This window comes from Brevibacterium sp. CT2-23B, assembly GCF_013168765.1.
GTDB classification, from domain to species: domain Bacteria; phylum Actinomycetota; class Actinomycetes; order Actinomycetales; family Brevibacteriaceae; genus Brevibacterium; species Brevibacterium sediminis.
In genome coordinates this window covers 146698-173360 of record NZ_JABBYK010000007.1, presented here as the reverse complement: position 1 = coordinate 173360, position 26663 = coordinate 146698, and the positions used below count along the sequence as shown (strand labels likewise).

Below are 26663 nucleotides of genomic sequence, written 5' to 3'. Positions count from 1 at the left end.
AGATCAAACCGTGTTTGTCCTGGTCAGACCCGGTGGAAACTCTGTCTCGAAGACGGTGTTTCCGGCGGGGCAACGAGATATAACTCTAGACCACCCCAGAGCCACCGTGCAACTCGAAACCGGAAATTCACCTGTGACACCCGTCACCGGCTCCAGATGACCGGTTTCGCGCCTACTTCCACAGGCACAAACGCACGGCTGCAGAACCCCGCCACACTCTCGCCGGCGGCGGCAGATTGCCCTCATTGTGCAGATGATTCCCAGCGTTTCAGCGCGTCCCGACCCCTACACTGACGGGATGACTCAGAAAGAGCAGCGAGAACGACTTGGCCGCAACGACCTCGATCTCGAAGACGCCCTCATCGACGAGGCGGCCAATACAGTCACTGAGGGTGCCAAGCGGCTCAACCGGAAGTGGCCGGAACTCATCGTCACCGGGCTCTTCGGCGGCATCGATGTCGGGCTCGGCATCTTGGCCATGGTGCTCGTCAAGCAAGCGACCGGGTCGACGATCCTCGCCGGGATGGCATTCGGCATCGGCCTTCTGGCATTGAAGCTGGCGCACTCGGAACTGTTCACCGAAGAATTCCTCCTTCCGATCAACGCCGTCATCGCCGGCCAGGCGAATTGGATCCAGGTGCTCCGCCTCTGGCTGACCACTCTCGTGACGAACCTAATCGGGGGCGCGGTCTTCGCCTGGCTGATCGTTATCGCCCTCCCGGATTACCACAAAACGATTGCGGATATGGCGCTCGGCTATATCAACCAGTCTTCACTCATCGTCATGCTCGCCCTCTCACTACTGGCCGGCGCGACAATCACTTTGTCAACCCGTATGCAGCAGGGAACACAGAACGACGTCGTCAAGGCGATCGTCTGTATGATCACCGGTCTGTTGGTGATCGGCGTCAGCATGCTGCACGGAGCTATCAATGCGATCGTCATCTTCGCCGCCATGATGACGGGCGCGGACATTTCGATCCTCGATTTCCTGCAGTGGTTCGGAATCGTGATCCCGTTCAACATGCTCGGCGGACTGCTGATCATTACCCTGCCCCGAATCGTGCGCACTCGCCGCGTGCTCTGGGCAGTACGCCAAGACCGCATCTCTCTCGAGGAACTCGAGGAGCAGAGCTCCTAAAGCGGTGACTCAGGCTCCGCGGTAGCCGGGCATCAGCCGGTCGCTGTCGACGATCTGCTTGCCCAGCGGCATGAGCGAGACGGGGATGAGTTTGATGTTCGCCCAGCCGAGCGGGATGCCGATGATCGAGATGAACAGCGGGATCGACGTGACGACGTGTCCGATGGCAAGCCAGATACCGGCGACGATGAGCCAGATGATGTTGCCCAGGGTCGTCGCCACACCGGCCGGGCGGGTTTCGATGACCTCGCGGCCGAAGGGCCAGAGTGCGTAGTTGCCGATGCGGAATGACGCGATGCCCCACGGGATGGTGACGATGAAGATGCAGGCGATGATGCCGGCGGCCCAGTATCCGAGCGCCAGCCAGAGGCCGGAGAAGATGAACCAGATGATGTTGAGCAGAGTGCGCATGATCTCCTCGTGCGTTCGTCAGTCGGTATTCGTTCGGTTGTCCGTCATCTGCCAGTCTGCTCGATGACCGCATGCTTTTCCATGGTGATGGCCCCACATCGGCGATACGGTTGACCGCAGTCTGCCAGAGCGCACGCTGATTGATCGCATTTGCTTGGCCGCAGTGCTGCCGCCGAGGCCGCCTCGACAACTCGGCCTTTTGTATTCACGGATGACAAGGTTTCCCGTTGTCGGACCGATCCAACCGTCGTGAATACGACAATGCCGCGCCCTCCGAAAGCGGAGGACGCGGCATTGTCAGGGTCGGTGTTTGCTCAGCCAACGATGTCGACAGCACCCAGGGTCTTCTTGCCTCGGCGCAGGAGGACGACTCCTCCAGCTTCTGTCGAGAGCACATCACCGGAAGTCAGAGTCTGCTCCTGGTCGGCGACCTTGACGTTGTTGACGTACGCTCCCCCGTCTTTGATGGCACGGCGAGCCTCACCCTTGGACTTGACGATGCCGGAAGCGACGAACGCATCCGCAACAGGCAGGCCTTCGGCCAGCTGGGTCGTCGACACCTCACCGCGCGGCAGCTCGGAAGTTGCGGCACCCAGCGTCGAGGCATCGAGACCGGCGAGCTCTCCCCCGCCGAAGAGGGCAGAGGCCGCGGCGATGGCCTGTTCGTAAGCCTGGCGTCCGTGGACCAAGGTGGTGACATCCTCGGCGAGGGCCTTCTGCGCCACACGGGTGTGCGGGGCAGCTGTGAACTCGGCTTCGATGGCTTCGATCTCATCGAGCGGGCGCAGCGAGAACACCTTGAGGTACCTCACCACGTCGCGGTCATCGGCGTTGAGCCAGAACTGGCTGAACGCGTACGGGCTGGTCAGCGACGAATCGAGCCACACGGTGCCGGATTCGGTCTTGCCGAACTTCGTGCCATCGGCCTTCGTGATCAGCGGGGTGGCCAGGGCATGGACGGACTTCTGCTCGACGCGGCGGATGAGGTCGACGCCCGAGGTGAGGTTGCCCCACTGGTCGGAGCCGCCGGTCTGCAGGGAGCAGCCGTAGCGGCGGTTGAGCTCGAGGTAGTCGTTGCCCTGGAGAATCTGGTACGAGAACTCGGTGAAGGAGATGCCGGCTTCGCTGTTGAGGCGAGCGGAGACGGACTCCTTCGCGAGCATCCGGTTGACCGGGAAGTGCTTGCCGATGTCGCGGAGGAAGTCGATGGCCGACAGCTGCGAGGTCCAGTCGAGGTTGTTGACGATCTGCGCGGCATGGGGGCCATCGAAGTCGAGGAACTTCTCGACCTGAGCGCGGATCTTCGCCACCCACTCCTCGACGACCTCACGCGGGTTGAGCGTCCGCTCCCCCGACATGCGCGGGTCGCCGATGAGACCGGTGGCGCCGCCGACCAGGGCGAGCGGGTTGTGTCCGGCCTGCTGGAGGCGGGCGGCGGTGAGCAGCTGCACGAGGTTGCCCATGTGCAAGCTCGGGGCCGTCGGATCGAAACCGACATAATAGGTCAGCGACTCCTCGGCCAGGGCTTTCTGCAGGGCGGTCTCGTCAGTAGATACTGCGACGAGCCCGCGGGCCTTGAGTTCGCTGAAGATGTCGGTCACTTCGGTCCTTTCGAATCTGTGGTCTGTGCCGGCGCGGAGCCGACGGGGTCAATTCTACGTGGTCGCCGAGGCGGCCGTGCCCTTGGTCCGAGACCGCAGAGTTTCCCTCATCGATAGTTGCCGCGATGACATCACTGGAGCCATACCTTGAAAGCGGATGCCAGAAAAAGTATCGCCCAGCTGTCGAAATCTCCGACTCAGCCTCGATGTCACACTAGAAGGGCCGAGAGGCGGTCCTCGACGAAAGGCAGAACAATGAAGTACGTCATTCTCATCCACTCGAATCCGCAGCCTTGGGGTCACCCCACCGGCGACTATGTTGCCGAGGTGCAGGCCCTGCCCAAAGAAGAGCGGGAAAAGTTGGATGCTGACTTCGAGAAACTCCTGGGCGAACTTCAGGAGCGAGGCGAACTGGTCGGCGGCGAGGCTCTGGGCGACCCCGCAACCTCCACGCTTTACCGGTGGAAGGCCGGTGGGCCGACATCGAACGACGGCCCCTACGCGGAGTCGAAAGAGCACCTCGCTGGGTTCTTCAAGATCGACGTCGAATCGCAGGAACGCGCCGAGGAAATCGCCGCCCGATTCGCCGGCCCCGGGGAGACCGTCGAGCTGCGACCGATCATGGTCTTCGGTGACGACGGAGAATGACGATGACGACCAGTGAGGATGTGTGGCGCCGCGAGTCGCCGCACATCCTCGCTGCTCTGATGAGGCGATTCGGTGACTTCGCCGCGTGCGAGGACGCCGTTCAGGAAGCACTGTTCGAAGCATCCCAGCAGTGGCCGACGAAAGGTGTGCCGGACAAACCCCGAGGCTGGCTGCTGCGGGTCGCGTCCCGTCGGCTCATCGATGCCAAGCGTCAGGACGGCTCGCGACTCGAACGCGAGCGGAGGGTGTTCTCGCGTGATCGCCCCGATCAGATTGTCATCGCCGAGGCGGCCCTTGAGAACCGTGATTCCTCACTTCAGGTCCTCGCTCTGTGTTGTCATCCGTCGCTCAGTCCCGATGCTCAGGTGACCTTGACATTGCGGGCCGTCCTCGGCTTGAGCACGGACCAGATCGCCGCCCTGTATCTCATTCCGTCCGCCACCGCGGGACAGAGAATCAGCAGAGCCAAGTCCACGATCGATGAGAACGGTCGGCACTTCCCGCGTCCAGAGACTACGACCGAGCGGCTTCCCGCGATGCTCCATGCCCTCTACCTCATGTACACCGCCGGTCACAGTCGCCCGAACAGTGACGACCTATTCGACCAAGCGGTCACGGACGAGGCCATCAGGCTGGCTCGTCTGCTTCATGCAGCACTGCCCGATGAGACCGAGACTGCGGGATTGCTTGCGCTCATGCTGCTCAGCGAGGCACGCCGACCGGGCCGCAGGTCCCATGCCGGTGAGTTGGTGACTCTGCGCAATCAGGATCGCAAGCGGTGGAATTCGACGCTGGTCTCTGAAGGAGTCAGCCTTCTGGAGGCCGCACTCCCAACCGGACCGGTCGGGGCCTACCAGCTGCAGGCTGCCATCTCGGCGGTCCATTCAGAAGCAGCGACCTGGGAGGAGACTGACTGGCCTCAGATCGTCGAGCTCTACTCGATGCTCGCGCGCATTGCGCCGTCTCCGACGGTCACTTTGAATTACGCGGTCGCCGTCAGCGAGGTCCACGGACCCCGTGCGGCCCTGGAGATGCTCGAGCCACTCCTCGCTGACAAGCGCATGAGCCGAAGTCACCGGCTGCATGCCGTCCGAGCACCGATACTGGAGGCCCTCGGAGATTCCGCCGAGGCACTGACTGCCTACCGGACCGCCAGCAGACTGTGCACGAACGTCCCTGAGCAGAGATACATCAACGCTCAGATCACTCGGCTGAGCGACGAAGTCACTTCCGACAAGATCTGAAGGGGCAGGAGAGTTCTCATAATTCGACGTCACGCAACGCAGTCTCGTGGAGTCATCAGTTTCGGTTGAATCCAAATGGTCGAGAAAGAAGTGCCGATTTGAAGTGGGATTCCGCAGCATTGACCTGATCTGCCGGGACCTCTGGACCGAACACGCGGAGCAGACTGAACTGGAATCGGTCAGGAGCCACAGATTCGGAAGCGTAGGCATCGCGAAGACCGACGTTTCCACCGTGACCTGATTTCCAGTACTCTCGCCATCTGCCCAAAATTCGTTCTCGGCCGTCGGCCTTCCCCACATACTGTCGACCAGTATCTCTGTCGACGATCAGATACACCCCTTGTACTGCGGACAAGGCAGTTCGCCAGTCCCGGAATCGGGCGTCTTCAATCACCAGTCCCAGCGTTGGGTAGTCGATGAGCACGCTGTCGAATCCTGGAAAGGGCTTGATCTTCGGGTCAGCGATTTCAAGCACTCCGAATTTTTCAGCGAGCTCGCCACGTTTCGCCCAGTTGACGGGGTCACGTGACCACTCGATCGTCAGCCGACTGCGCAGACTCTCCAGGGCTTCCGATCGCCGAAGATCGAAATATCGATGGTCGCTAGTGGTTTCCGTCTCCAGCACTCCGTGGTTTTCATGAGCTGTGAGGAAACGAGAGCGAAGTCCCCCTTCAGCGATGAAGCTCAACCAAAGTTTGGGAGGACGTGCACCGATCTTGTTTCGGTGAGACTGTCGGCGCGTATAAGCCAAAATCTTTTCATCTGTCAGATCCGCTTCACTGGCCAAACCGTCGGAGTTATACGTATGACGAATAACGAGGGCATCTGAGTGCGCGATTCCGGCCGCGCTGAGAATATGCCCAAGCGTCAGATCGCCTTGAAAGGAATACGACACACCCACTCCTCAGCCTCTCACACGCTGCGAGCCGACCCCGCGAACTCGCGCAGGCGTGTGACCTCGGCCTTCGCATTCGCAATCTGCTGATCGACGGCCGAACGAGCCGTGCCACCCTTTGCCGACCGCGAATCGATCGACCCCAGCGTCGTGAGCACCTCACGAACCGCCGGAGTGAGGTGCGGCGAAATCCCCGCGAAGTCCTCGTCGGAGAGATCCCACAGCTCGACGTCCCGCGACTCGGCCAGCTGCACGCACGCGCCCGAGAGCTCATGAGCCACACGGAACGGCACACCCTCACGCACGAGCCACTCGGCGATGTCCGTGGCCAGCGCGAACCCGCGCGGAGCCAGATACGCCATCCGCTCGGTATCGAACTTCAGCGTCGCGACCATCCCGGTGAACGCCGGCAGCAGCAGCTCGAGCGTATCGGTGGCGTCGAAGACCGGCTCCTTGTCCTCCTGCAGATCCCGGTTGTACGCCAACGGCAGCGCCTTGAGCGTCGACAGCAGGCCGGTGAGATCACCGATGAGGCGACCAGACTTGCCGCGGGTGAGCTCGGCGACGTCGGGGTTCTTCTTCTGCGGCATGATCGACGATCCCGTCGAGTACGCATCATGCAGGGTGACGAACGAGAACTCCTTCGTCGCCCACGCGATGACCTCCTCGGACAGACGCGAAAGATCGATGCCGATCATCGTCGTGATGAACAGGTACTCGGCGAAGACATCGCGCGACGCGGTGCCGTCGATGGAGTTCTCCACCGAATCGTTGAACCCGAGGTCCGCGGCCACGGCCTGCGGATCGAGCCCCAACGACGAACCAGCCAGAGCACCCGAACCATACGCAGAGACCCCTGCTCGCGCATCGAAATCGACGAAGCGGGCGACATCGCGCAGCAGCGGCCACGCATGAGCAAGCAGGTGGTGAGCCAACAGCACCGGCTGAGCGTGCTGGAGGTGCGTGCGCCCGGGCATCGGCGCCTCGGGATGCTCTTCCGCCTGAGCGATGAGCACCTCGACGGTGTCGAGCACGAGGCCGGCGACCTCACGGGCATGGTCGCGAAGGTACATCCGACCCATCGTCGCGATCTGGTCGTTGCGGGACCGTCCGGCACGCAGCTTCCCGCCGAGCTCGGGCCCCGCGATCTCGATGAGCCCGCGCTCCAGCGACGAGTGCACATCCTCGTCGGACTCGGCGGCGACGTATTCGCCGGCTTCGACCCGACGCAGCAGCTCGTCGAGTGCCGAGTGCATCCCCGACAGCTCGTCATCGGTGAGCAGTCCCGCGTGGTGGAGGACCTTCGCGTGGGCCTTGGATCCCGCGATGTCGTACTTCGCCAGGCGCCAGTCGAAGTCCGTGGACTTGCTCAGCGCGGCCAGCGCATCGGCCGGACCGTCGGAGAATCGTCCGCCCCACAGGCTCAGTCGTTCGCTCACAGATCGTCCTTTCCCACCAGCACGGATGCGCCGGCCCGTTCATTGAAATGATGAAACTCAGTTGTCATTGTTCCAGTTTTCCTTCGCCGAGGCGGCCGTCCGTCCCGTGGGATTCCCACCGAGGCGGCGCGCCCAATTCCAGGGCCCGCCGACAGAGGCTCACCCCTCGGCCAATCCGCCCGCCGCGTATTCGAGGAAGGTCTCGGCCAGGGCCGCTCCCCCGACCGCGGCATCGGCGATGACGAGCACCGTGTCGTCGCCGGCGAGTGTGCCGAAGATCCCGACCATCGACGACCGGTCGATCGCCGACGCCAGATACTGTGCAGCTCCAGGCGGGGTGCGCAGCACGACCGTGTTGTCCTGGGAGACCGCGGAGACGAGCAGCTCCTCGAGGATCCGCGGGAGCTTCGCGTCGAGGGACTCCCCCGTCGACTGCTGCAGGGACCGGTCCCCGCCCTCACCGGGAACGGCGTACACGGATCCCGCGGTGGACCGGATCTTCACGGCCCCCACCTCGGCGAGGTCGCGCGACAGGGTCGCCTGGGTGACGGTGATGCCCTGCGTCGCGAGCGCCTCGGCGAGTTCGATCTGGGACCGCACGGACTGGCGTGTGATGAGATCGATGATCTTCTGCTGTCGGGCGGTCTTCGTCAGCGGTGCACTGTTATTCATCTCGGCCATCATCGCTCCAGGAGGAAGGTCATGAGCGCTTTCTGCGCGTGGAGGCGGTTCTCGGCTTCGTCGAAGACCACCGAGGCGGGGCCGTCGATGACTTCGGCCGTGACCTCCTTGCCGCGGTAGGCGGGCAGGCAGTGGAGGAAGATCGCGTCGTTGCCAAGGTTCATGAGTTCCTGGTTGACCTGGAACTTCGTGAACGGAGAGGCCTCGTCGTCACGTCCGGCGGAGTCCTGCCCCATGGACACCCAGGTGTCGGTGACGAGGACGTCGGCACCGGTGGTGGCGGCCACGGGATCGTCGGTGACGGTGAGCGATCCGCCGGTCTGAGCGGCGAGGGCTTCGGCTTCGGCGACGATCGCGGCGGCAGGCTGGAAGCCTTCGGGGGCGGCGATGCGCACGTGCATTCCGGCGTTGACTCCGCCGAGGGCATAGGAGTTGGCCATATTGTTCGCCCCGTCGCCGTAGTACGTCATGGTCTGGCCCTTGACGTCGCCGCGGTGTTCGCGGATGGTGAGCAGGTCGGCCAGGATCTGGCAGGGGTGGAAGTCATCGGACAGGGAGTTGATGACGGGCACGGAGGAGTGCTCGGCCATCTCTTCGAGGCCAGACTGGGCGTAGGTGCGCCAGATGATCGTCGAGACCATCCGGGACATCACCTGGGCGGTGTCGGCGATGGATTCCTTGTGCCCGAGCTGTGCCTCACCGGGGTTGATGATGAGGGGCTGCCCGCCGAGCGCGGCGATGCCGGCAGCGAACGAGACCCGAGTGCGTGTCGAGGTCTTGTCGAAGATGACGGCGGCGGTCTGCGGGCCGGCCAGCGGGGTCCGCGAGTAGGGGGCGGCCTTGAGTTCGACGGCGAGGTCGAGGACCTCGGCCTGCTCGGCCGGGGTGAGGTCGGTGTCCTTGAGGAAATGGCGAGTCATGGTGGGTCCTTTGGAAAGCGTGAGTGGGGATCAGCCGGCGATGAGGCCGGGCAGGGCCGCGACGAACGGGGCCAGTTCCTCTTCCGTGATGGTCAGCGGCGGGGCCAGACGCAGGCGTCCCGGTGCAACCGGGTTGATAATGAACCCGGCTTCGAGTGCGCGAGCCGCGACGGCCTTCGAATCCGGGATCTCGCCTGCGGCACTCGGCAGCAGTTCGATGCCGATGAGCAGGCCCTGTCCGGTGATCTCGCCGATGCCGTCGATGGCGGTGAGTTGTGGTGTCAGCCAATCGTTGATGTCGGCGGCATGATCGTGGAGACCCTCGGATTCGATGGTCTCGAGCACCGCCAAGGCGGCCGCGCAGGCGATCGGGTTGCCGCCGAAGGTTGTGCCGTGCTGACCGGCCTCGAGCAGCTTCGTGTTCGCGTCCCCGACGGTGATGGTGGCACCGATGGGCATGCCTCCACCGAGGCCCTTCGCCGAGGTGATGATGTCGGGCGTGATGCCCTCGCCGATCGACCAGTCCTGGTGGGCGAACCAGTATCCGGTGCGCCCGATGCCTGACTGCACCTCGTCGAGGACGAGAAGCGCCCCGACCTTCGTCGTCAGCTCGCGGGCGGCCTTGAGATAGCCTTCCGGGTGCTTGCGCACGCCGACCTCACCCTGGATGGGTTCGATGAATACGGCGGCGGTGTTGTCGTTGATCGCTGCGGCCAGTGCCTCGACGTCGCCGTAGGGGACGTGGACGACTCCGGGGACTCCCGGAGCGAAGGGTTCGCGGTAGGCTTCCTTCGCCGTCAGCGCCAGTGATCCCATGGTGCGGCCGTGGAAGGCGCCCTCGACGGCGATGATGAAGGGGCGTCCCCCTCCCCCGGCGCGGCGGCCCATCTTGAAGGCCGCCTCGTTGGCTTCGGTGCCGGAGTTCGAGAAGAACACGGCGGAGCCGGTCGGCAAGTTGAGGATCTCGTGGATCTTGTTCGCCAGGGCGATCTGGGGCGGCGAGGTGAAGAAGTTCGAGATGTGGCCGAGTGTCGACGCCTGCTCGGTGATGGCGTTGACCCACGCGGGATGGCAGTGGCCCAAGGCGTTGACGGCGATGCCGGCGAGCAGGTCGAGGTACTGCTTGCCCGAGGCATCCCACACATAGGATCCTTCACCGCGGACGATGTCGAGCTGCGGGGATCCGAACACCGGGGACAGCACACGGGAGAAATCGTCCCGCCACGTCTGGGCCTGATCGGAACCCTGCCCGGCCGAAGTCTGATCGGTCGTCTCGGTCATGAACGTCCTCCGTTGCTGTTCTCGCTTGTGTTCGTCTCGTCCGTCGGGGCCGCCTCGGCGGGGTTCGTTTGGTGCCCGTCGCCCAGCGGTGCGGGTTCGACGATGGTGTCCTCGACCATGGTGCCGATGCCCTCCGAGGTGAAGACCTCGAGGAGGAGAGAATGCGCCATCCGGCCGTCGATGATGTGGGCCTGCTTGACCCCGTGCTCGATCGCCTCGAGCGCCGCGGTCATCTTCGGGATCATTCCCGAGTCGAGCGAGGGCAGGAGTTCGCGCAGCTTGTCCGGGTCGATGCGGGAGATAAGCGAGGACGTATCCGGCCAGTTCGCGTAGAGGCCGGGCACATCGGTGAGCATGATGAGTTTGTGTGCCTTCAGCGCCTTCGCCACCGCCGAGGCGGCCAGATCCGCATTGATGTTGAGCGGCTTCCCAGCCTCTCCCCCGATCTCGGAGGCGATGGAGCAGATGACGGGGACCCGTCCGGCGTCGAGGAGCTCGGTGAGCACGGTGGTGTTGACCTGGTCGATCTCGCCCACCCGGCCGAGGTCGATGGTCTCGCCGTCCACCTCGGCGGTAGTTTTGTTCGCCAGCAGGAGGTCCGCGTCTTCACCGGACAGACCGATCGCGGCGTCACCGTTCTGGTTGATCCGGGACACGATGTCGCGGTTGACCTGGCCGGACAGCACCATGCGGATGACTTCGGCGGCTTCCTCCGTGGTCACGCGCTGTCCAGCCTTGAACTCGGATTCGATGCCCAGGCGTTTCAGCATGGCTGAGATCTGGGGGCCGCCGCCGTGGACGACGACGGGGCGGATGCCGGCGAAGCGGAGGAACGCGATGTCATCGGCGAAGGACTGCTGCAGCTCCGGGGAGACCATGGCGTTGCCGCCGTATTTGATGACGATCGTGGCTCCGGCGAAGGTCTTGATCCAGGGCAGCGCCTCGGTCAGGGCTTCGGCCTTGACCTGGGCGGCGGCGAGCCGGGCGGCCGTGGATTTCGTGGACATGTCTACGGGGGTGTTCATGAGGAGTAGGCGCTGTTCTCTTCGACGTAGTCGTGGGTGAGGTCCGAGGTCCACACGGTGGCGGTGTCGTCACCGGCGTGGAGGTCGATGGTGACGTCGACGGTGCGATCGAACGTCACGTTCGCGGGGTCTTCGTCGGGGCCGGAGGCCGTGCACACCTGGACGCCGTTGATGATCACGTCGATCGTGGTGGGATCGAAATCCGCCGAGGTGGTTCCCACCTGAGCGACGACGCGACCCCAGTTCGGGTCCTCCCCGAAGATCGCAGCCTTGAACAGGGCCGACCGTGCCACGGAGCGGGCGACCTCGACGGCGTCTTGTTCGCTGGCGGCTCCGCGGGTGGTGATGGCGATGTCGTGGTGGGCGCCTTCGGCGTCGACGTGGAGTTGGTGCATGAGGTCGAGGCAGAGTTCGCGCAGCAGGGTGGTGAACTCGTCCGCGTCGACGGCGGCGTCGTGGGCGCCGGAGGACATGAGGATGACGGTGTCGTTCGTCGACATGCAGCCGTCGGTGTCGAGGCGGTCGAACGATTGGCTCGTCGAGGCACGCAGTGCCTGGTCGAGAGTCGCTTGGTCGAGTTTGGCGTCGGTGGTGATGACGACGAGCATCGTCGCGAGTCCGGGTGCGAGCATGCCCGCGCCTTTGGCCATGCCGCCGATCGTGAACCCACTGGAGCCGGTGCGGCTGGCGACCTTCGCGACGGTGTCGGTCGTCATGATCGCCTCAGCTGCAGACTGTCCGGCTTCGACGCTCGTGTCGGCGGCGGCGACGAGCGGAGCGAGGTTGTTCACGATGGAGTCACGGAAGTCCTGGCCGCCGACACCGATGAGTCCGGTCGAGCAGACGAGCACGTCGTCGGCCTGGGTGTCGGTGCCGGCGTCGGTGAGGAGTTCGGCGGTGGTCTGCGCGGTCAGCGTGGTGGTCTCGTAGCCGAAGTCTCCGGTGTAGCAGTTTGCTCCCCCGGAGTTGAGGACGACGGCGCGCGCCTGCCCATTGGCCGAGGCCTTCTGGGACCACAGGACGGGGTTGGCCTTGCACCGGTTGGAGGTAAAGACGGCGGCGACGGCGGTGTCGGGTCCGTTGTTGATGACCAGGGAGAGGTCTTTGGTGCCGGAGGGTTTGAGTCCGGCGGTGAGTCCGGCGGCGGTGAAGCCGAGTGGGGCGGTGACGCTCATGGGGCGACTCCTTCGAGGGGAAGGGCGGTGGTCTCGTCGAGACCGAGGGCCAGGTGGATGGATTGGATGGCTTGTCCGGCCGTGCCGCGGACCAGGTTGTCCAGTGCAACGACGACGAGGATCTTTTCGGCGCGTTCGTCGACGGTGAACTGGATCTGTGCGACGTTCGATCCGGTGGTGGCTGCGGTCTGCGGCCACTGGCCGTCGGGAAGGACACGGACGAAGGGTTCGTCGGCGTACGCCTGGTCGAAGGCCGCGGCGAGCTGGTCCTTGAGTGCCGCGGTCTCGAGGAGGCCTTCGGCGGCGCGTGGTGCGGCCTCGCCGGCGTCGGCGGTGATGGTCGCGAGGATGCCTCGGGCCATGGGCACGAGTGTCGGGGTGAAGGAGATCCGGGTGGGGCCGTCGGCGGCGTCGGCGCCGAGGACGCCGTTGAGGTTCTGTTCGATCTCGGGCACGTGCCGGTGGGTGCCGCCGGTTCCGTAGGGCGAGGCATTGCCGAGGATCTCCGCGGCGGTGAGGTGGGGCTTGAGTGCCTTCCCTGCCCCGGAGACTCCGTTGGCGAGCACTGCGTTGAGCCCGGCGGGCGCGGCCAGTCCGGCCTGGATGAGCGGTGCGAGCCCAAGGGTCACGGCGGTGACATTGCAGCCGGGCACGGCAATGCGCTTGGTGGACTTGAGTGCTTCGCGCTGTTTCGTGCCATCAGAGGTGAGCAGTTCGGGCAGGCCATAGGTCCAGGTGCCCTGATGTTCGGAGCCGTAGAACTTTTCCCAGGCGGCGGCGCTGATGAGTCGGTGGTCGGCGGCGAGGTCGACGATGAGGGTGTCGGGGCTCGTCTGTTCGAGTTCGGCGGCGATCTGTCCGGACTGACCGTGCGGGAGTGCGAGGATGACGACATCGTGGCCGGCGAGCACCTCGGCGGTGGACTCCTGGACCACGAGGTCAGAGAATCGGGGAAGATGGGGTTGATGTCGGCCGAGCTTCTCACCCGCGGTGGAATGTCCGCACACTGTGGAGACGTTCAAGTGGGGGTGAGTGCTCAGCAGCCGGAGGACCTCTCCTCCGGCGTATCCGGTGGCACCGGAGACGGCAACCGTAAGATCGTTCATATGTATAACCATACCAGGCAATTAATTTATATGCAGGAGGCGTCATGACCCAGGCAGTTCGTGCGATGCAGGCTGGTGGACCCGAGGTCCTTGAGTTCGGTGAGATCGAGACTCCGAAGCCGGGCCCCGGTGAGGTGCTCGTCAACGTCGAGGCCGCGGGCGTGAATTTCATCGACACCTACCGTCGTTCGGGCGTGTATCCGATGGACTACCCGCACATCGTCGGCTCCGAGGGCACGGGTCGCATCACCGAGGTGGGCGAAGGCATCGAGAGCTGGCAGGTCGGCGATCGCGTGGCCTGGCACGAAGCTCCGGGCTCGTATGCGACGCAGGTCGTCGTCAACACGGACAACCTCCTGCGCGTAACAGAGGGCGTGAGCACCGAGGTGGCTGCCGCGATGCCGTTGCAGGGCCTGACAGCGCAGTACCTGGCGACGAGTTCGCATGAGATCAAGCCGGGTCAGACTGCTTTGGTTCATGCCGGCGCCGGTGGTGTGGGTCTGCTGCTCACGCAGATCATCAAGCATCTGGGTGGCAATGTCATTTCGACGGTGAGCACTGAGGAGAAGGCGGAGCTCTCGCGGAAGGCCGGTGCCGACGAGGCGTTCCTCTACGGTGAGGGCGTCGATATCACGGCGAAGGTCAAGGAGCTCACCGACGGAGAGGGCGTCGATGTCGCGTATGACGGCGTCGGCAAAGACACTTTCGATGCGTCACTGGCATCGATCAAGCCGTTGGGATCGATGGTGCTCTTCGGCGGGGCCTCGGGTCAGGTGCCGCCGTTCGACATTCAGCGTCTGAACTCTTCGGGCGGAATCTTCCTCTCCCGTCCGTCCCTGGCATGGTTCGTCCGTAGCTCGGAGGAGCTGGCGAAGCGTTCGGCAATGCTCTTCAACGGCATCGAACACGGCTGGCTCAACTTCCGCGTCGGTGCGACGTTCGGGTTGGCTGAAGCTGCTGATGCGCATCGTGCGCTCGAGGGCCGTAAGACTACCGGCAAGGTTGTCTTGACCGCCTGACTCAGCTACATGAGGTTGGGCCCGGAGTTGCTGAAAATGAACAGGAACTCCGGGCCCCATTTGTCGGGATAACGGCGTATGACTGAACCCACTCCGATCCCGCTTGGTTGATACATGAGATCCAATTTGCGTTTGGCTTCGCCCACTTGTCGCACGTCGCTGATACCTTGAAGTCATGTACGAAGATTCTGTTCGCGACACAATCCGTCAGTTCATGGCAGAACGCGATTGGCAGCAGTTCCACTCCCCCGAGAATCTCGCGAAGAGCGTTTCCATCGAAGCCGGAGAGCTACTCGAATGTTTCCAATGGGGAGATGCCGACCTCGAGTCCGCAAAGGACGAGTTGGCGGATGTGCTGACCTATTGCATGTTGCTCGCGGACAAGCTGGGCCTGGATCCCGACACCATCATTTTGGACAAGCTGGCCAAGACTCGCGAGAAGTATCCAGTGGAAAAGGCTCGAGGCACGAGCGTGAAATATGACCAGCTTTAAAGTCGAACGCTTCCCCTTCGACGCCGACAAGGTCAAAGCATGGGGATCCGTCGACCCTCGTCACAGTAACTGGCCCGTCGTGTATGTCATGAACAATACAGAAGAGGTCTATGTCGGCGAGTCCCTCAACGTAGAGGGCCGGATGAAGCAGCACCTCGAGTCTGACTCAAAGCGGAACCTTGAAACGGTCAGAGTCGTTCTCGACGACACGTTTAATAAGTCTGCGTGTTTAGATCTAGAGTCGTTTCTCATTCGAATGTTCCACGGCGACGCGAGTCGACAAGTCCTCAACCTCAACGCCGGAATCACGGATGCCGACTACTACGACCGGGACAACTACAACAAGACGTTCCGGCAGATCTTCGAAGAGTTGCGAACTCAGGAGGAACTCTTCAAACGCACCATTCCGCAGATCGTCAACAGCGACCTTTTCAAGCTTTCGCCATTCAAAGCGCTGAATCATGACCAGGCTGCCGCGGTGAATGACATACTCGAAGGCTTCTTCAATGACCTCGAGAGCGGCGTCGACAATACTGTGGTGGTCGAGGGCAACCCCGGTACGGGCAAAACTGTGGTGGCCATCTATCTGCTCAAACTGCTCGAGGACATCCGGCGGCATGATTCCGAGGAGCCCCTCGACATAGATTCCATCTTCAGCGACTACTTCACCCCTGGACATGCAGAGTTGCTCGAATCTCTGCGATTCGCCATCGTCGTCCCTCAACAGTCGTTGCGCGACTCGATCGCTAAGGTGTTCAGACAGACGCCCGGTCTGAGTAAAGGCATGGTGTTAACGCCGTTCCAGGTCGGCGAGAGCTCAGATCGATTCGATCTCCTTGTCGTAGACGAGGCACACAGGCTCAATCAGCGAGCGAATCAGGCCTCGGGACCACTCAACAAGAAGTTCATAGAGATCAACGAGAAACTGTTTGGCTGGGATGACCCGCTGAAGACTCAGTTGGATTGGATTCGGAAGCAAAGTCACCACTCGATTCTCATGCTCGACGTCGGCCAAACCGTCCGCCCCGCAGATCTGCCAGCAACCACGACTCGGGAGCTATCCTCTCGAGCCCGAGCCGCCAGCCGCTTCTACCGCCTTCAGACACAGATGCGGACCTCTGCTGACAAAGACTACGTCAAATACATACGTGAGGTACTCAGCGACAATCCACCAGCATCACGCGAAGACTTCGGAGAATACGACCTGCGGATGTTCACCGATCTAGGCGAAATGCGCCGGGAGCTTCAGAAACGCGAAGAAGAGCACGGATTGTCTCGTCTAGTTGCAGGCTATGCCTGGCCATGGAACAGCAAGAACGACAAGACTGCGTATGACATCGAACTCGACGGTCAACGGATGCGATGGAACACAACCACGACTGATTGGATCAACTCACCAAAATCGGTCGACGAGGTCGGTTCGATCCACACAGTACAGGGCTACGACCTCAACTACGTCGGAGTCATCGTCGGAAACGACCTTCGCTACGACCCTGTCGCGGGCAAGCTCACCTTCGACCGCTCGAACTATCACGACAAGAAAGGCAAGGAGAACAACCCGAAGCTAGGGATCCAATACTCCGACAAAGACTTGCTCGAGTACGTGAAGAACATCTACAGCGTCCTACTCACCCGAGGAATCCTTGGAACATACGTCCAAGTATGCGACACCGCTCTGCGAGACCGACTCCAAGGATTTTTCTGAGACACCGGTGACTCAACTGCTTGTCCCTGATCCGTAAACTATGGGTTTCGAAACACTTTCGGCATGAGACGCCCCTGATTGTCTCAAGCCAGATTTGCGTCACCAAACGCTGCGCCGGGCCCTTCCCGGCGAAAAACATTCTCTTGCAGAAGACGGAGTGAGCCGCCCAGAGGATCCGAAACTGAAAACTGCCAGTTGAGATTCCGGGTGTCGCATCTGGCGGGAAAAGGCATCTGCCAGCCACCCTCGATCGTTAACTCCGGAGAGCCGTGACATCATGCGTCCGACGAAAACTCGTCGGGTAGAGAGTATAATGTTTAATTATGACCCATCTAGTAGTTGACTTACCTCCCGTAAAGATATTCTTCAGCTACGTTAGAGCCGACGATAAAAGCTTCTCAATTGTCGCCCCTTTAAAGGAAAATTTAAAACAGCTGATTAAAGCACTTTCAGGAAGACCAGCAGACATATTTATCGATAGAGATGATATCGGACTCGGTGAAGACTGGGGCAATGCAATAACTACTGCGGTGCAGCAGGCTTACTTCTTTATTCCGATTTATACTGGCAGTTATCCCCAAAGTGATGCCTGCCGAGAGGAATTTCTGAAATTTCGAGAAACGGCAGCCCAGCGAAATGCGGATAAGCTAATCATTCCGATAGTATGGTTCGGAGTGGACACCCTTCTCCCCGAAGGCGAAGATGACATCTCTGATTACATCAGGGCCCATCAGGCCGCATCGTTCGAACAGGCATGGATACAAGGAATCGATTCGGCTCCGTACAAAGAGAACGTACTTAAGATTGCACGTCGCATTCTAGAGGTAGCCCCAGAAATCGATTCGGCGCTCGCTAGAGCCGAGCAGCTAGAGGCGGGCTCCCTTGGTGCAGCGAGGGACGCTGCGGTGGGAGCTCCGGAATATCGACCAAGTGGCGATGCGCTAAACTCCGATGACCTTGAGGATGAAGAGGGCGGAATTATTGAGCTGAGTCAAAATTTCGAAGCAGAACTTGCTGTTGTCACCGAGTCCGCAAACACGCTCGGCGAGGCGTTGTCTAACTTTTCCAATGTGCCGGAACCACCATCAGATAATAATAGTTCAGCAAATACTATATCAAAATACTTGATACGAGTCGCATCTGCTATGCAAGAGCCTGCTCAAACAATTGAAAAACAAGGTCAAAGACTCTTCTACGCTACACAGAACAGTGATTCCTTGTTACGGAGAATAATCAGACTAACTGAGAACTCGGAATCACCCGAGATGATCAGCACTCTTCACGCTTCATTGGCTACCGGCGTTGCGTCGCTCTCAGAAACCCAAGAGGTCGCGGGACAACTAGATGAGTTGCTCGGTTCGATGAAGACACCAGAAGCACTTAGCGCTTCAGTTCGACGGGCAATTAAGCCTGCGCGGCAAGGCATCGTCGCGGTTCAGGATGCAGTTCGGCTGATTGGTGAGTGGCCCGACCTGGTGGCTTCGTTGAGTTCTCGCCCGTAGGTGCATTCGCCACGAGCCTCCCCGGCATTGAGTCGGCTAGCCATTTTATCGCAGAGGTCGAGGCGGAGTGTCTCGGGTCCCTAGGAACATGCGACGTCTCGCGTGCAGAATAGGATGCTCTTCTGGTCCTGTTGACGTTTCTGCTCGTCGGCGGATATGACGATTCTCAATACTATGTCTTGTAACCGAGCGCGCATACAACGGTTCACATCGCTAGTTAGGAGACACCCGTATCGCCACTTCAGAAAGTAGGATAGTTGGCCACGTTAGGCGTCCGCGACAGGCCCAAAGATCACCTTGAGCTGTGACCCTCCACGTAAACAAGAGCTCCCCTTTTACTCCTCCACCCGCTCCACCTTCCCAACGAGGAACACATACGACAGCACGCCGACAATGGTGACCGCGGCCATATAGACAAACGCCGGGCCGAAGTCGATGTCCGTAACCAGGAAACCGATGACGATCGGGGTGGCGATCGAGGACAAATTGCCGATGAAGTTGAACATACCTCCGGTCAGACCGATCAATCGCTCAGGCGCAAGAGCTGAGACCAGCGACCACGTGATCGAAGCGAAGCCGTTGCCGAAGAATGCGATCGACATGAACACGATGACCCACGCGGACGAGTCCGTGTAGTTCGCACCGAGCATGAACACGGTCATTGCCAGTCCGATGATGATCGGCAGTTTTCGGGCCATCCCCAGCGACAAGCCTCGCTTGACCATGAGGTCCGAGACCGTACCGGAGAGCAGCACACCGACGAGTGCCGCAATGAACGGCAGCGATGCCATGAAGCCCGACTCGATGTAGTCCATGCCTCGGTAGTCGACGAGGTAGGTCGGGAACCACGTGAGGAAGAACCACAGGGTCGAGGTGAGGCAGAACTGTCCGAGGTAGATACCCCACAGCTTCCGGCGAGTCAGCACGACCTTGACGTCTGACCATTTGAGCTTCGGCTTCGCTTCCTTTTTCACGCCACTTTCGACGTCGACGAGTCCCCCACCCGAAGCGATGAGATCGATCTCGGCCTGGTTGACCCCAGACTTGTCGCGCGGCTCTCGGTAGACGAACCACCAGATTGCGGCCCAGATGATGCCGACGATACCGGTGAGGATGAACACCCAGTGCCAGGTGAGCACCGTCTGCAACCACGACAGCACTGGGGTGAGCAGGGCCAGGCCGATGAACTGTCCGGACGTGTAGAAGGCGATGACTCGACCGCGTTCACGCTCCGGGAACCATGCGGTCGCGACCTTGTTATTGATCGGATACGCGGGTGCTTCGAAGCCGCCGACCATGAGTCGCAGAATGATCAGCGCGATGAATCCGCCGGACATTCCCATGAACAATGTGGCCAATGACCACAGCACGAGGCACGAGGCGTAAAGCACGCGTGGTCGCACACGGTCAACGAGCCACCCACCGGGCAGCTGCATCGCGGCGTAGGTCCAGCCGAATGCCGAGAGCAGCAGACCCTGTTGTCCCGTGGTCAGATCGAATTCCTGAGACAGTGCCGGCATCGCTATGGACAGGTTCGCCCGGTCCATGTAGTTGATGACGACGGTGATGAAGAGCAGAACTGCGATGATGTAGCGGATTCGGGTCGGCTTGGTGAATGTGAGGTTGTCGAGCTTTGTCATTCGTCTCTCCTCACCATTCCGCGAAGGAGCCGTCGGCATGACGCCAGATCGGATTCCGCCACCTGTGGCCCTCAGACGAGCGCTCGATGACGTACTCCTCGTTGACTTCGATGCCCAGTCCGGGTCCGGTCGGGATCGTGATCATGCCGTCGTCGTAGTCGAAGACCGATGCGTCGGTGACATAATCGAGCAGATCATTGCTCGTGTTGTAGTGGATGCCCAGGCTCTGCTCCTGGATGAAGGCGTTGTAGCTGCCAGCGTCGACATGGAGGCAGGCAGCAAGCGCGATCGGGCCCAGCGGGCAATGCAGCGCGAGCGCCACGTCGTAGGCTTCGGCCATCATCGCGATCTTTCGCGTCTCGGTGATGCCACCGGCGTGGGAGACATCAGGCTGGATGATGTCCACGGCACCGGAAGCAATCACTTCACGGAAGTCCCAGCGGGAGAACAGACGCTCCCCCAACGCGATTGGCGTGGGTGTATTTGCCATGATGTCGCGCAGTGATCCGAAATGTTCGGAGAGCACCGGTTCTTCGATGAAGAGCAGACGATATGGCTCGAGTTCCTTGATGAGCACCTTGGCCATGGGCTTGTGCACGCGACCGTGGAAGTCGATGCCGATGCCGAAGTCAGCACCCGTGGCCTCGCGAACCGCCTGCACGTTCTCGAGGACCTGATCGACCTTAGTGTAGGAATCGATGAACTGCAGCTCCTCGGTGGCGTTCATCTTCACCGCTGTGAAGCCGCGGTTCTTCGTCTCCAGCGCAGCCGCCGCCGTATCGCCGGGACGATCACCGCCGATCCATGAATACGTGCGGATCCGGTCACGGACCTTTCCGCCGAGCAGCTGATGCACCGGCTGGCCGAGCGCCTTGCCTTTGATATCCCACAGCGCCTGATCGATGCCAGAGATCGCGCTCATGAGAATCGGCCCGCCACGGTAGAAGCCACCGCGGTACATGATCGTCCACAGGTCTTCGATGTTCGCGGGGTCCTCGCCGATGAGCAGATCGGAGAGCTCATCGACTGCGGCGGCCACGGTCGCGGCCTTGCCCTCGATGATCGGCTCACCCCAACCGACGATCCCCTCGTCGGTTTCGATCTTGAGGAAGAGCCACCTCGGCGGCACGGTAAACGTCGTCATCGACGTGATCTTCATTGTTCTTGCCTTTCGTTCGGTGATCGTCGTTGATGTCAGAAGGATTGAGCCCACGCCGAGGCGATCGCCTGGGCCCGGGTACGGACGTCGTCGGGGCGGTCGCCTCGGCGATAGAGGGAGGAGCCGAGGCCGAGGCCGGCTACGCCAGCCTTTCGCCATTCGGCCGCGTTGTCGGCACCGACTCCCCCGACGGGGAATAGTTCGGTGCCGCTGGGAAGAACTTCGCGCCAAGCTTTCATTCCGCTGATCCCCACCGCCGAGGATGGGAAGAGCTTGACGTTGGTGGCGCCGGCTTTGACTGCGGCGAACGCTTCGGTCGGGGTCGCTGCACCTGGGTATGGGGTGAGCCCAAGCTCGAGTGCGGTCGTGATGACGTCGCGGTCGGTGTCGGGGGCGACGACGATGCGGGCACCGGCCTGTCGGCATTTGTGGACCTGGTCGGCGGTGAGCACCGTGCCGGCTCCGATCTCCACTGTGTCTCCAAATTTCTCGACCAGTGCGGTGATCGAGGCGAGTGGGTCGGGCGAGTTGAGTGGCACCTCGATGGCGGAGAACCCGGCTTCGACGATGCCTTCGGCGATGTCGAGGACTTCGTCGGAGCGGACCCCGCGGAGGATGGCGATGAGGCCGGCGGGAACTGAGTCAGGCATGGGCGTTCTCCTTAATCGGCACGAGGCCGGAGTGTTCAGCAATGCGGAAGAGTCCGGTGGCGGCCGCGCGTGGATCCGCGACGACAGTTTCCCGGCCCAGTCGGTTGAGTGCGCGTGAGTAGCGTTGGGTGAGGCTTGTCGATCCGCAGATGATGATGAGCTCCGCGGATTCCGTGTTCGGTGTCAGCTGGCTGGCGACCTCCGAGCCGATGAGCATTCCTGACAGGTAGTCGTTGACCTCATCGGCGAGCAGGCGCCCGTCGAGGGCCCAGGTTCGGGCGGAGAAGAGCGACGAGGTGAGGGCGGCGGGGTCATCGGCTCCGATGCTTACTCCCCAGTCGAAGGCTTCGAGGTGGAAGTCTTTGGTGGGTTCGGCCAGTCGGGCGAGGATTGACGAGGTGCTCAGCAGGCCGAAGATTTCGCCACTCATTGAGGTGGAGAAGTCAGTGACACGGGTTCCTTCACAGGCCACCCATTTGGTGTGGGTACCAGGCAGGACCACCGTGCGCTGTTCTGTGAGTTCGGGAGTGAGCAGTCCGAGCAGCTGGGTCTCTTCACCGCGGATGACATCTGGGGCGTCTGTCTCGCTCGCGGCATTCTGCAGGCCGGGGACGATGCGGAGGTCGACGTTGTCGAGTTCGACCGTCGTCAGATGCTGGCCCAACTCTCTCAGGTCGGTCGGCAGATCGAGATAGCCCGCCTCGGCGATTCCTTGGGTTGAGCCGATCATGCCGCTGGCCAGGACCGGAAGTTGGCCGAATTCTGTGAGCCAGTGACCGATGGTGGATTGCGCGATGCGGGAGAAGTCGCCTAGCGGGTCGGTGGAGTCGGGACCGACGGCCATGATTCCATCCGGTCCGTTGCGTTCGGCGAGGATCTGTCCGCCGTTGCCCATGAGGAACGCTCGCAGTGAGCTTGTCCCCCAGTCGAGGCCGATCATCTGCGGGGCCTCGGGTGGTGCCAGTTTTGCCATAGAAGTCACTATGGTCACTGTGTTCATCATGTGCCATCCGTGTCCCTATATGTGGGATTGATGACATACTGGTGGAATGACCGAGAACCTTGACAGACGTTCGAGTGAACCCATCCCCCAGGGCACGCAAACCCTGGCCAGAGGACTGCAGATTATCAGCGCGGTGGCGCATGGTTCGACGACGTTGAAGGCCGTGGTCGATACGACGGGTCTCGGCAGGTCGAGTGTGCACCGCATGATTCAGCTGTTGGTGCAGATGGGCTATCTGCGTCATGGGTCGCCTGGGGAGTTTCGGCTGGGACCCACTCTCATCGAATATGGGTTTACCGCTCTCAACCAGGACCCACTGCCGGTAGTCGCCAGGGAGAATCTGGAGGCACTGGCCGGACGGACGCAGGACACCATTCATCTCTCGGTCGAAGATGGGCAGTCGGTGCTTTACCTCCACAAGATTCCGGGCACGCGTGGGGCGGAGATGCGGTCGCGCATCGGCCACCGGATGCCCTTGACCCGGACTGGCGTCGGGAAGGCGTTGTTGCTGGGACAGGAGGATCGGTGGGAGCGGCTGTTCATTGCGGAGAATCCTGAGGCAGATTCGTCTGCTGTGGAGTCGTTCGTCAAACGGATGAACGGCTATACGGGCGATGGGGCCTCGTTCGACCTGGAAGAGAATGAACCAGGCATCCGGTGCGTAGCTGCACCAATTCGGGACGGAAGCGGGGAGATCGTCGCCGGCATATCGCTGTCGGCGACGCGTCCGTTCATGCCGAAGGACCGGATGCAGGCGCTGGTTCCGGTGATGAAGTCTGCGGCGAGGGAGATCTCTGTGAAGTTGGGGTATCGGCAGGGGTAGAAAGACGCCCCAAACCTAAGAATGTCCTCTCGCCTCAACCGATGCGCAGTCCTGCGACGCAACTTGATTCAGGGTGCAACTGAACGCCAGAACCGTATTTGCTTCACTGCCTCGATTCCGTAGCCATGTTGGTGTTCGTCGTGTTGATAGGCCTAACGATCTGCGGCAACACCTCGGTTTGCAATCTTCGCCCCCAAGGCTAGGAGAATGAGGTCGTCGGGCCGGTCAGGGTCTCTATGCGAAACGTTGTGAATGCGCTCCAATCTGTAACGTACGGTGTTCGGCCTGACATTGAGGTCCTCGGCAGTACGTGTGAGGTTGAAACGATGGGCTATGTAGAGTTGCAGAGTCTCGACCAAGTTGGATCCGTGTTTGCCGTCGTATTCGGCAAGCGGATCGATAGTCTCGCCAAGGACCGCATCGCCTAGTCCAGATTTCTCGATAACAGTCTGCAACAGAACATCGGTGTAAAAGTAGGCCTGACAGCTGCGACTTACCTCCGACATCCGCGCAGCGTCGGCCGCCTCTCGATATGCCGCAGCTATGCCTGCTACACCATCATGGACCCGGCTAACACCAACGACGTATCCATAGAGTTCCGCCGCCAGGCTATTGGCGACCTCTCGAATCTGTGTCCCGTACGCCTCACCAAGATCGATGATGACGACTATCTCCTCCTCCCGCAATCCGACAAGGTGCCGCTGGGTCGAAGCGGCTGACAGCAGACGCCTAACCGCAGTCAAACTGTCCCGAGTCGAGTGGGGTTCCACGTCTGCACGATGGCGCCTCCGTAGGAGAATAACGTTGTGTTGTCGGCCCAACTCCATACCCAAGCGCGACAGGTAGCTATTCACTCGTTCTGACAGCGGAGTGCCTGAAATCAGCTCCTCGATCACATCCCTCTCTGCCAACTGACGGTCTTGAATGACGTTCTCGGATTCTTCGAGATACGAATTTGCTACAGCCAGTGAAACACTGTTGACGTAGCGCATTACTTCGCCTGCAACAGCGAACCCTGTCGCTGGAGACGCCTGGCATTCCGGCAATTCAGAGATCTCTCGCCAGACAACCTGGCCCCAGACGCGGTAGGCGTGGAGCAACGCCTGCACCGAAACACCTTGTCGGAACCTTCGCACCGCGCTGTTGCGAAATTCCTCGAGACTACGCTCTTCATCGACCTCGCCTTCAAGCCAACTCAGCAAAGTAAGAAGGTTCCGCCGGGCCATCTCGGCGACGTCGTGATCGATGAAGCCTTCTGGCAGAGAGCGGTAATCGACGATCTCTGCGGTGTAAGCCTCCACCAAACGCTGGCCGATCCCCTCAGCGTGTCTTCCAAGGTAGGCAATTACCGCAGCCATCAGCGGATCGGCCACGATCTGTCCCGACATCTCAGCGTCTTCGGTCATAAGGACATCGTCTCACTGAAAATGAGGACTCATTCCAGCCGCAGCAGAATCGCCTGTCCCTGCCCGCCGCCGCCGCACATTGCAGCAACTCCAAGGTCAATCCCGCGGCGTCGCATCTCAAACGCCAGGCTCATAGTGATGCGAAAGCCTGATGCGCCCAACGGGTGACCGATAGAGATCGCCCCTCCATTGACATTGACGATATCGAGATCCACTCCGAGTTCATTAGCGCTCGCCAGCGCCACCCCAGCGAAAGCCTCGTTAATTTCCCATAGACCGATGTCTTCAACGGCGAGTCCGGTCTTCTTCAGCAATTCGAACGCAGCCGCTGCCGGCTTGACATGAAGCGAAGCATCGGGACCCGCGACGGTAGCACTACCGCAGATTTCAACCATAGGTTCGAACCCATGCGACCGGGCAAGTGACGCGGTCATCAGCAACCCTGCAGACCCGGCGTCAGACATCTGCGAAGCGTTGCCAGCGGTGACTGTGCCCTCCGCAGTGAACGCGGGCCGAAGCTTTTCAAGACGGTCATAAGAGGAGTCGGCCCGTATACCTTCGTCGACGCCAAGGCCCGAAAGCTCAACGATCTCTTCACCGAGGCGACCAGCTTCGGTAGCGGCGTGCGCGCGCCGATGGCTTTCGACCGAGTACTCATCCTGGTCTGCACGGGAGATCCCCAAATCAGCGTTGGCTCGATCAGCGATCGGCCCCATGCCAGAATCGGAGACTGCGCACCAGAGCCCGTCTTTCATGAGCAGATCAATGGCGGGACCATCACCGACTGCAGTAGCCTGGCGGATTTGAAGCGCATGCGGCGCACGGCTCATCGAATCGAATCCGCCGACCACTGCGGAGTCCAGCTCTCCTGCCCGGATCATCGTAGCCGCCATACCCGTGGCGAACATGCTCGCCAGGCACACGTTGTTGAGAGTGATAGCGGGAACAGTTGTCGACACACCTCCTCGCAGAGCTGCCGAACGCGCCGGATTCTGGCCGTTTCCGGCTTGGACGACATTGGCGAGAATGACATGATCAGGCACGATGTCACCAGCGTTTCGCATCACCTCGGCGACTGCGGCCCCACCGAGGTCGAGCGGGTCGACCGTCTTCAACGCTCCGTTGAATCTCCCTACCGGAGTGCGTGAGGCGCTGACGAGCACAGGGGTTCGCTCTATTGTGGACAATGGGCATCTCCTTGAGTTGTGGTTGTTTCCGGTCTAGCTTCTGTCGGCCAGTTGAGGACGTTCTTGGTCTGGTCCGTCGAGGTGGATTCCCACGACAGTCAGTCGAACGCCATCGTGTAGCAGACCGCCGTGCCGTCGAGAGCGATTGTTCCGTCATCGCGCACAACCTGCGTTTTGAGCTTTGTCACTGGCTTATCAGTGCGTGCTTCGAGCACTTCGACGCGACCTGTAATTGCGTCACCGGGGCGGACCGGAGCTTTGAAGTCCCAGTTGACATTGAGGAATACGGTGCCAGGGCCGGGCAGTTTCTCGGCGACGACAGCGTTGAGGATGGCGCTGGTGATTCCGCCCTGGACAACGATCTCGCCGAACTTCGAGGAGACAGCAGCCGCCTGGTCGTAATGTAAGGGGTTCCTATCTCCGCTGATATCGGTGAACTTCACGATGTCTTCAGATGCAACGGTTCGCGTGAGTTCTGCAGTCTGTCCGACGGTCGGGGTGGTGGTCAT

The 26663-nt window shown here is 61.3% G+C and carries 25 protein-coding genes; 8 read left to right on the top strand and 17 right to left on the bottom strand.

The window, feature by feature from the left end; all coding sequences use genetic code 11:
* Positions 1–298: 298 nt before the first annotated feature.
* A complete protein-coding gene (locus HIM68_RS17485; RefSeq protein WP_172174686.1) occupies positions 299–1141 on the top strand; it encodes a formate/nitrite transporter family protein in 843 nt (280 codons plus the stop codon).
* Between the two features lie 9 nt (positions 1142–1150).
* Here HIM68_RS17485 and HIM68_RS17480 read toward each other — a convergent pair whose 3' ends face one another.
* Together HIM68_RS17480 and tyrS are read right to left on the bottom strand one after the other, a co-directional pair.
* Positions 1151–1552, bottom strand: coding sequence for a YccF domain-containing protein (locus HIM68_RS17480; RefSeq protein ID WP_092012873.1), 402 nt, complete (start codon positions 1550–1552; stop codon positions 1151–1153).
* A gap of 314 nt (positions 1553–1866) precedes the next feature.
* The gene (tyrS, locus tag HIM68_RS17475) at positions 1867–3153 is read right to left on the bottom strand and encodes a tyrosine--tRNA ligase (RefSeq protein ID WP_172174683.1); all 1287 of its coding nucleotides are present in this window, start codon (positions 3151–3153) and stop codon (positions 1867–1869) included.
* A 255-nt stretch (positions 3154–3408) separates the two neighbouring features.
* Between tyrS and HIM68_RS17470 the strand changes: the two genes are divergently transcribed.
* Positions 3409–3801 carry a YciI family protein gene (locus HIM68_RS17470; protein WP_172174681.1) on the top strand — a complete coding sequence of 131 codons (393 nt, stop codon included), beginning with the start codon at positions 3409–3411 and terminating at the stop codon, positions 3799–3801.
* A gap of 2 nt (positions 3802–3803) precedes the next feature.
* Positions 3804–5045, top strand: coding sequence for an RNA polymerase sigma factor (locus HIM68_RS17465; protein ID WP_216657241.1), 1242 nt, complete (start codon positions 3804–3806; stop codon positions 5043–5045).
* Positions 5046–5100: 55 nt separating this feature from the next.
* On the opposite strand, the gene HIM68_RS17460 is transcribed toward HIM68_RS17465, so the two are convergent.
* From HIM68_RS17460 to argC, 8 genes are all read right to left on the bottom strand, one after another.
* A complete protein-coding gene (locus HIM68_RS17460; protein ID WP_172174675.1) occupies positions 5101–5940 on the bottom strand; it encodes a GIY-YIG nuclease family protein in 840 nt (279 codons plus the stop codon).
* Between the two features lie 17 nt (positions 5941–5957).
* A complete protein-coding gene (argH, locus tag HIM68_RS17455) occupies positions 5958–7379 on the bottom strand; it encodes an argininosuccinate lyase (RefSeq protein ID WP_172174672.1) in 1422 nt (473 codons plus the stop codon).
* Between the two features lie 159 nt (positions 7380–7538).
* Positions 7539–8060: an arginine repressor gene (locus HIM68_RS17450; RefSeq protein WP_172174669.1), complete on the bottom strand. Its 522-nt coding sequence runs from the start codon at positions 8058–8060 to the stop codon at positions 7539–7541.
* A complete protein-coding gene (argF, locus tag HIM68_RS17445; RefSeq protein ID WP_172174666.1) occupies positions 8060–8980 on the bottom strand; it encodes an ornithine carbamoyltransferase in 921 nt (306 codons plus the stop codon). The genes HIM68_RS17450 and argF overlap by 1 nt, the downstream gene beginning before the upstream one ends.
* A 30-nt stretch (positions 8981–9010) precedes the next feature.
* Positions 9011–10261, bottom strand: a complete 1251-nt coding sequence (locus HIM68_RS17440; protein ID WP_172174663.1) for an acetylornithine transaminase — start codon at positions 10259–10261, stop codon at positions 9011–9013.
* Positions 10258–11286, bottom strand: a complete 1029-nt coding sequence (gene argB, locus HIM68_RS17435) for an acetylglutamate kinase (RefSeq protein WP_253904034.1) — start codon at positions 11284–11286, stop codon at positions 10258–10260. The genes HIM68_RS17440 and argB overlap by 4 nt, the downstream gene beginning before the upstream one ends.
* On the bottom strand, positions 11283–12461 hold the full coding sequence (gene argJ, locus HIM68_RS17430) for a bifunctional glutamate N-acetyltransferase/amino-acid acetyltransferase ArgJ (protein WP_172174660.1): 1179 nt from the start codon (positions 12459–12461) through the stop codon (positions 11283–11285). The genes argB and argJ overlap by 4 nt, the downstream gene beginning before the upstream one ends.
* Positions 12458–13567 (bottom strand): N-acetyl-gamma-glutamyl-phosphate reductase, encoded by a 1110-nt coding sequence (argC, locus tag HIM68_RS17425; protein ID WP_172174657.1) that lies wholly within the window; start codon positions 13565–13567, stop codon positions 12458–12460. Before argC ends, argJ begins: the two co-directional genes overlap by 4 nt.
* A gap of 44 nt (positions 13568–13611) precedes the next feature.
* Here argC and HIM68_RS17420 point away from each other — a divergent pair, with 44 nt between their 5' ends.
* The 4 genes from HIM68_RS17420 to HIM68_RS17405 all read left to right on the top strand — a co-directional run bounded on the left by HIM68_RS17420 (position 13612) and on the right by HIM68_RS17405 (position 18286).
* A complete protein-coding gene (locus tag HIM68_RS17420) occupies positions 13612–14586 on the top strand; it encodes a quinone oxidoreductase (protein ID WP_172174654.1) in 975 nt (324 codons plus the stop codon).
* 175 nt (positions 14587–14761) lie between these two features.
* Positions 14762–15079, top strand: coding sequence for a nucleotide pyrophosphohydrolase (locus tag HIM68_RS17415; RefSeq protein ID WP_172174651.1), 318 nt, complete (start codon positions 14762–14764; stop codon positions 15077–15079).
* A complete protein-coding gene (locus HIM68_RS17410) occupies positions 15066–16784 on the top strand; it encodes a DUF2075 domain-containing protein (RefSeq protein WP_172174648.1) in 1719 nt (572 codons plus the stop codon). Before HIM68_RS17415 ends, HIM68_RS17410 begins: the two co-directional genes overlap by 14 nt.
* Before the next feature lie 323 nt (positions 16785–17107).
* The gene (locus HIM68_RS17405) at positions 17108–18286 is read left to right on the top strand and encodes a toll/interleukin-1 receptor domain-containing protein (protein WP_172174645.1); all 1179 of its coding nucleotides are present in this window, start codon (positions 17108–17110) and stop codon (positions 18284–18286) included.
* Between the two features lie 335 nt (positions 18287–18621).
* Here HIM68_RS17405 and HIM68_RS17400 read toward each other — a convergent pair whose 3' ends face one another.
* The 4 genes from HIM68_RS17400 to HIM68_RS17385 are packed head-to-tail and all read right to left on the bottom strand — an operon-like array spanning position 18622 to position 22708.
* A complete protein-coding gene (locus tag HIM68_RS17400) occupies positions 18622–19926 on the bottom strand; it encodes an MFS transporter (RefSeq protein WP_172174642.1) in 1305 nt (434 codons plus the stop codon).
* 10 nt (positions 19927–19936) lie between these two features.
* Positions 19937–21085, bottom strand: a complete 1149-nt coding sequence (dgoD, locus tag HIM68_RS17395; protein WP_172174639.1) for a galactonate dehydratase — start codon at positions 21083–21085, stop codon at positions 19937–19939.
* 35 nt (positions 21086–21120) lie between these two features.
* Entirely contained in the window at positions 21121–21735 is a 615-nt protein-coding gene (locus HIM68_RS17390) for a 2-dehydro-3-deoxy-6-phosphogalactonate aldolase (protein WP_172174636.1), read from the bottom strand.
* Entirely contained in the window at positions 21728–22708 is a 981-nt protein-coding gene (locus HIM68_RS17385) for a 2-dehydro-3-deoxygalactonokinase (protein WP_172174633.1), read from the bottom strand. The genes HIM68_RS17390 and HIM68_RS17385 overlap by 8 nt, the downstream gene beginning before the upstream one ends.
* Positions 22709–22784: 76 nt before the next feature.
* On the opposite strand from HIM68_RS17385, the gene HIM68_RS17380 reads away from it, so the two are divergent.
* A complete protein-coding gene (locus HIM68_RS17380; protein WP_172174630.1) occupies positions 22785–23561 on the top strand; it encodes an IclR family transcriptional regulator in 777 nt (258 codons plus the stop codon).
* Positions 23562–23713: 152 nt separating this feature from the next.
* On the opposite strand, the gene HIM68_RS17375 is transcribed toward HIM68_RS17380, so the two are convergent.
* The 3 genes from HIM68_RS17375 to HIM68_RS17365 all read right to left on the bottom strand — a co-directional run bounded on the left by HIM68_RS17375 (position 23714) and on the right by HIM68_RS17365 (position 26663).
* Positions 23714–24967, bottom strand: a complete 1254-nt coding sequence (locus tag HIM68_RS17375) for a CdaR family transcriptional regulator (protein ID WP_172174627.1) — start codon at positions 24965–24967, stop codon at positions 23714–23716.
* A 29-nt stretch (positions 24968–24996) separates the two neighbouring features.
* Positions 24997–26130: an acetyl-CoA C-acyltransferase gene (locus HIM68_RS17370; protein WP_367647578.1), complete on the bottom strand. Its 1134-nt coding sequence runs from the start codon at positions 26128–26130 to the stop codon at positions 24997–24999.
* Between the two features lie 122 nt (positions 26131–26252).
* Positions 26253–26663 carry a MaoC family dehydratase gene (locus HIM68_RS17365; RefSeq protein WP_172174621.1) on the bottom strand — a complete coding sequence of 137 codons (411 nt, stop codon included), beginning with the start codon at positions 26661–26663 and terminating at the stop codon, positions 26253–26255.

Coding starts and splice junctions, on each gene's coding strand:
- HIM68_RS17485 (WP_172174686.1), top strand. CDS start 299: ATGACTCAGAAAGAGCAGCGAGAACGACTTGGCCGCAACGACCTCGAT.
- HIM68_RS17480 (WP_092012873.1), bottom strand. CDS start 1,552: ATGCGCACTCTGCTCAACATCATCTGGTTCATCTTCTCCGGCCTCTGG.
- HIM68_RS17470 (WP_172174681.1), top strand. CDS start 3,409: ATGAAGTACGTCATTCTCATCCACTCGAATCCGCAGCCTTGGGGTCAC.
- HIM68_RS17465 (WP_216657241.1), top strand. CDS start 3,804: ATGACGACCAGTGAGGATGTGTGGCGCCGCGAGTCGCCGCACATCCTC.
- HIM68_RS17450 (WP_172174669.1), bottom strand. CDS start 8,060: ATGGCCGAGATGAATAACAGTGCACCGCTGACGAAGACCGCCCGACAG.
- argF (WP_172174666.1), bottom strand. CDS start 8,980: ATGACTCGCCATTTCCTCAAGGACACCGACCTCACCCCGGCCGAGCAG.
- HIM68_RS17440 (WP_172174663.1), bottom strand. CDS start 10,261: ATGACCGAGACGACCGATCAGACTTCGGCCGGGCAGGGTTCCGATCAG.
- argB (WP_253904034.1), bottom strand. CDS start 11,286: ATGAACACCCCCGTAGACATGTCCACGAAATCCACGGCCGCCCGGCTC.
- argJ (WP_172174660.1), bottom strand. CDS start 12,461: ATGAGCGTCACCGCCCCACTCGGCTTCACCGCCGCCGGACTCACCGCC.
- argC (WP_172174657.1), bottom strand. CDS start 13,567: ATGAACGATCTTACGGTTGCCGTCTCCGGTGCCACCGGATACGCCGGA.
- HIM68_RS17420 (WP_172174654.1), top strand. CDS start 13,612: ATGACCCAGGCAGTTCGTGCGATGCAGGCTGGTGGACCCGAGGTCCTT.
- HIM68_RS17415 (WP_172174651.1), top strand. CDS start 14,762: ATGTACGAAGATTCTGTTCGCGACACAATCCGTCAGTTCATGGCAGAA.
- HIM68_RS17410 (WP_172174648.1), top strand. CDS start 15,066: ATGACCAGCTTTAAAGTCGAACGCTTCCCCTTCGACGCCGACAAGGTC.
- HIM68_RS17405 (WP_172174645.1), top strand. CDS start 17,108: ATGACCCATCTAGTAGTTGACTTACCTCCCGTAAAGATATTCTTCAGC.
- HIM68_RS17400 (WP_172174642.1), bottom strand. CDS start 19,926: ATGACAAAGCTCGACAACCTCACATTCACCAAGCCGACCCGAATCCGC.
- dgoD (WP_172174639.1), bottom strand. CDS start 21,085: ATGAAGATCACGTCGATGACGACGTTTACCGTGCCGCCGAGGTGGCTC.
- HIM68_RS17390 (WP_172174636.1), bottom strand. CDS start 21,735: ATGCCTGACTCAGTTCCCGCCGGCCTCATCGCCATCCTCCGCGGGGTC.
- HIM68_RS17385 (WP_172174633.1), bottom strand. CDS start 22,708: ATGGCAAAACTGGCACCACCCGAGGCCCCGCAGATGATCGGCCTCGAC.
- HIM68_RS17380 (WP_172174630.1), top strand. CDS start 22,785: ATGACCGAGAACCTTGACAGACGTTCGAGTGAACCCATCCCCCAGGGC.
- HIM68_RS17375 (WP_172174627.1), bottom strand. CDS start 24,967: ATGACCGAAGACGCTGAGATGTCGGGACAGATCGTGGCCGATCCGCTG.
- HIM68_RS17365 (WP_172174621.1), bottom strand. CDS start 26,663: ATGACCACCACCCCGACCGTCGGACAGACTGCAGAACTCACGCGAACC.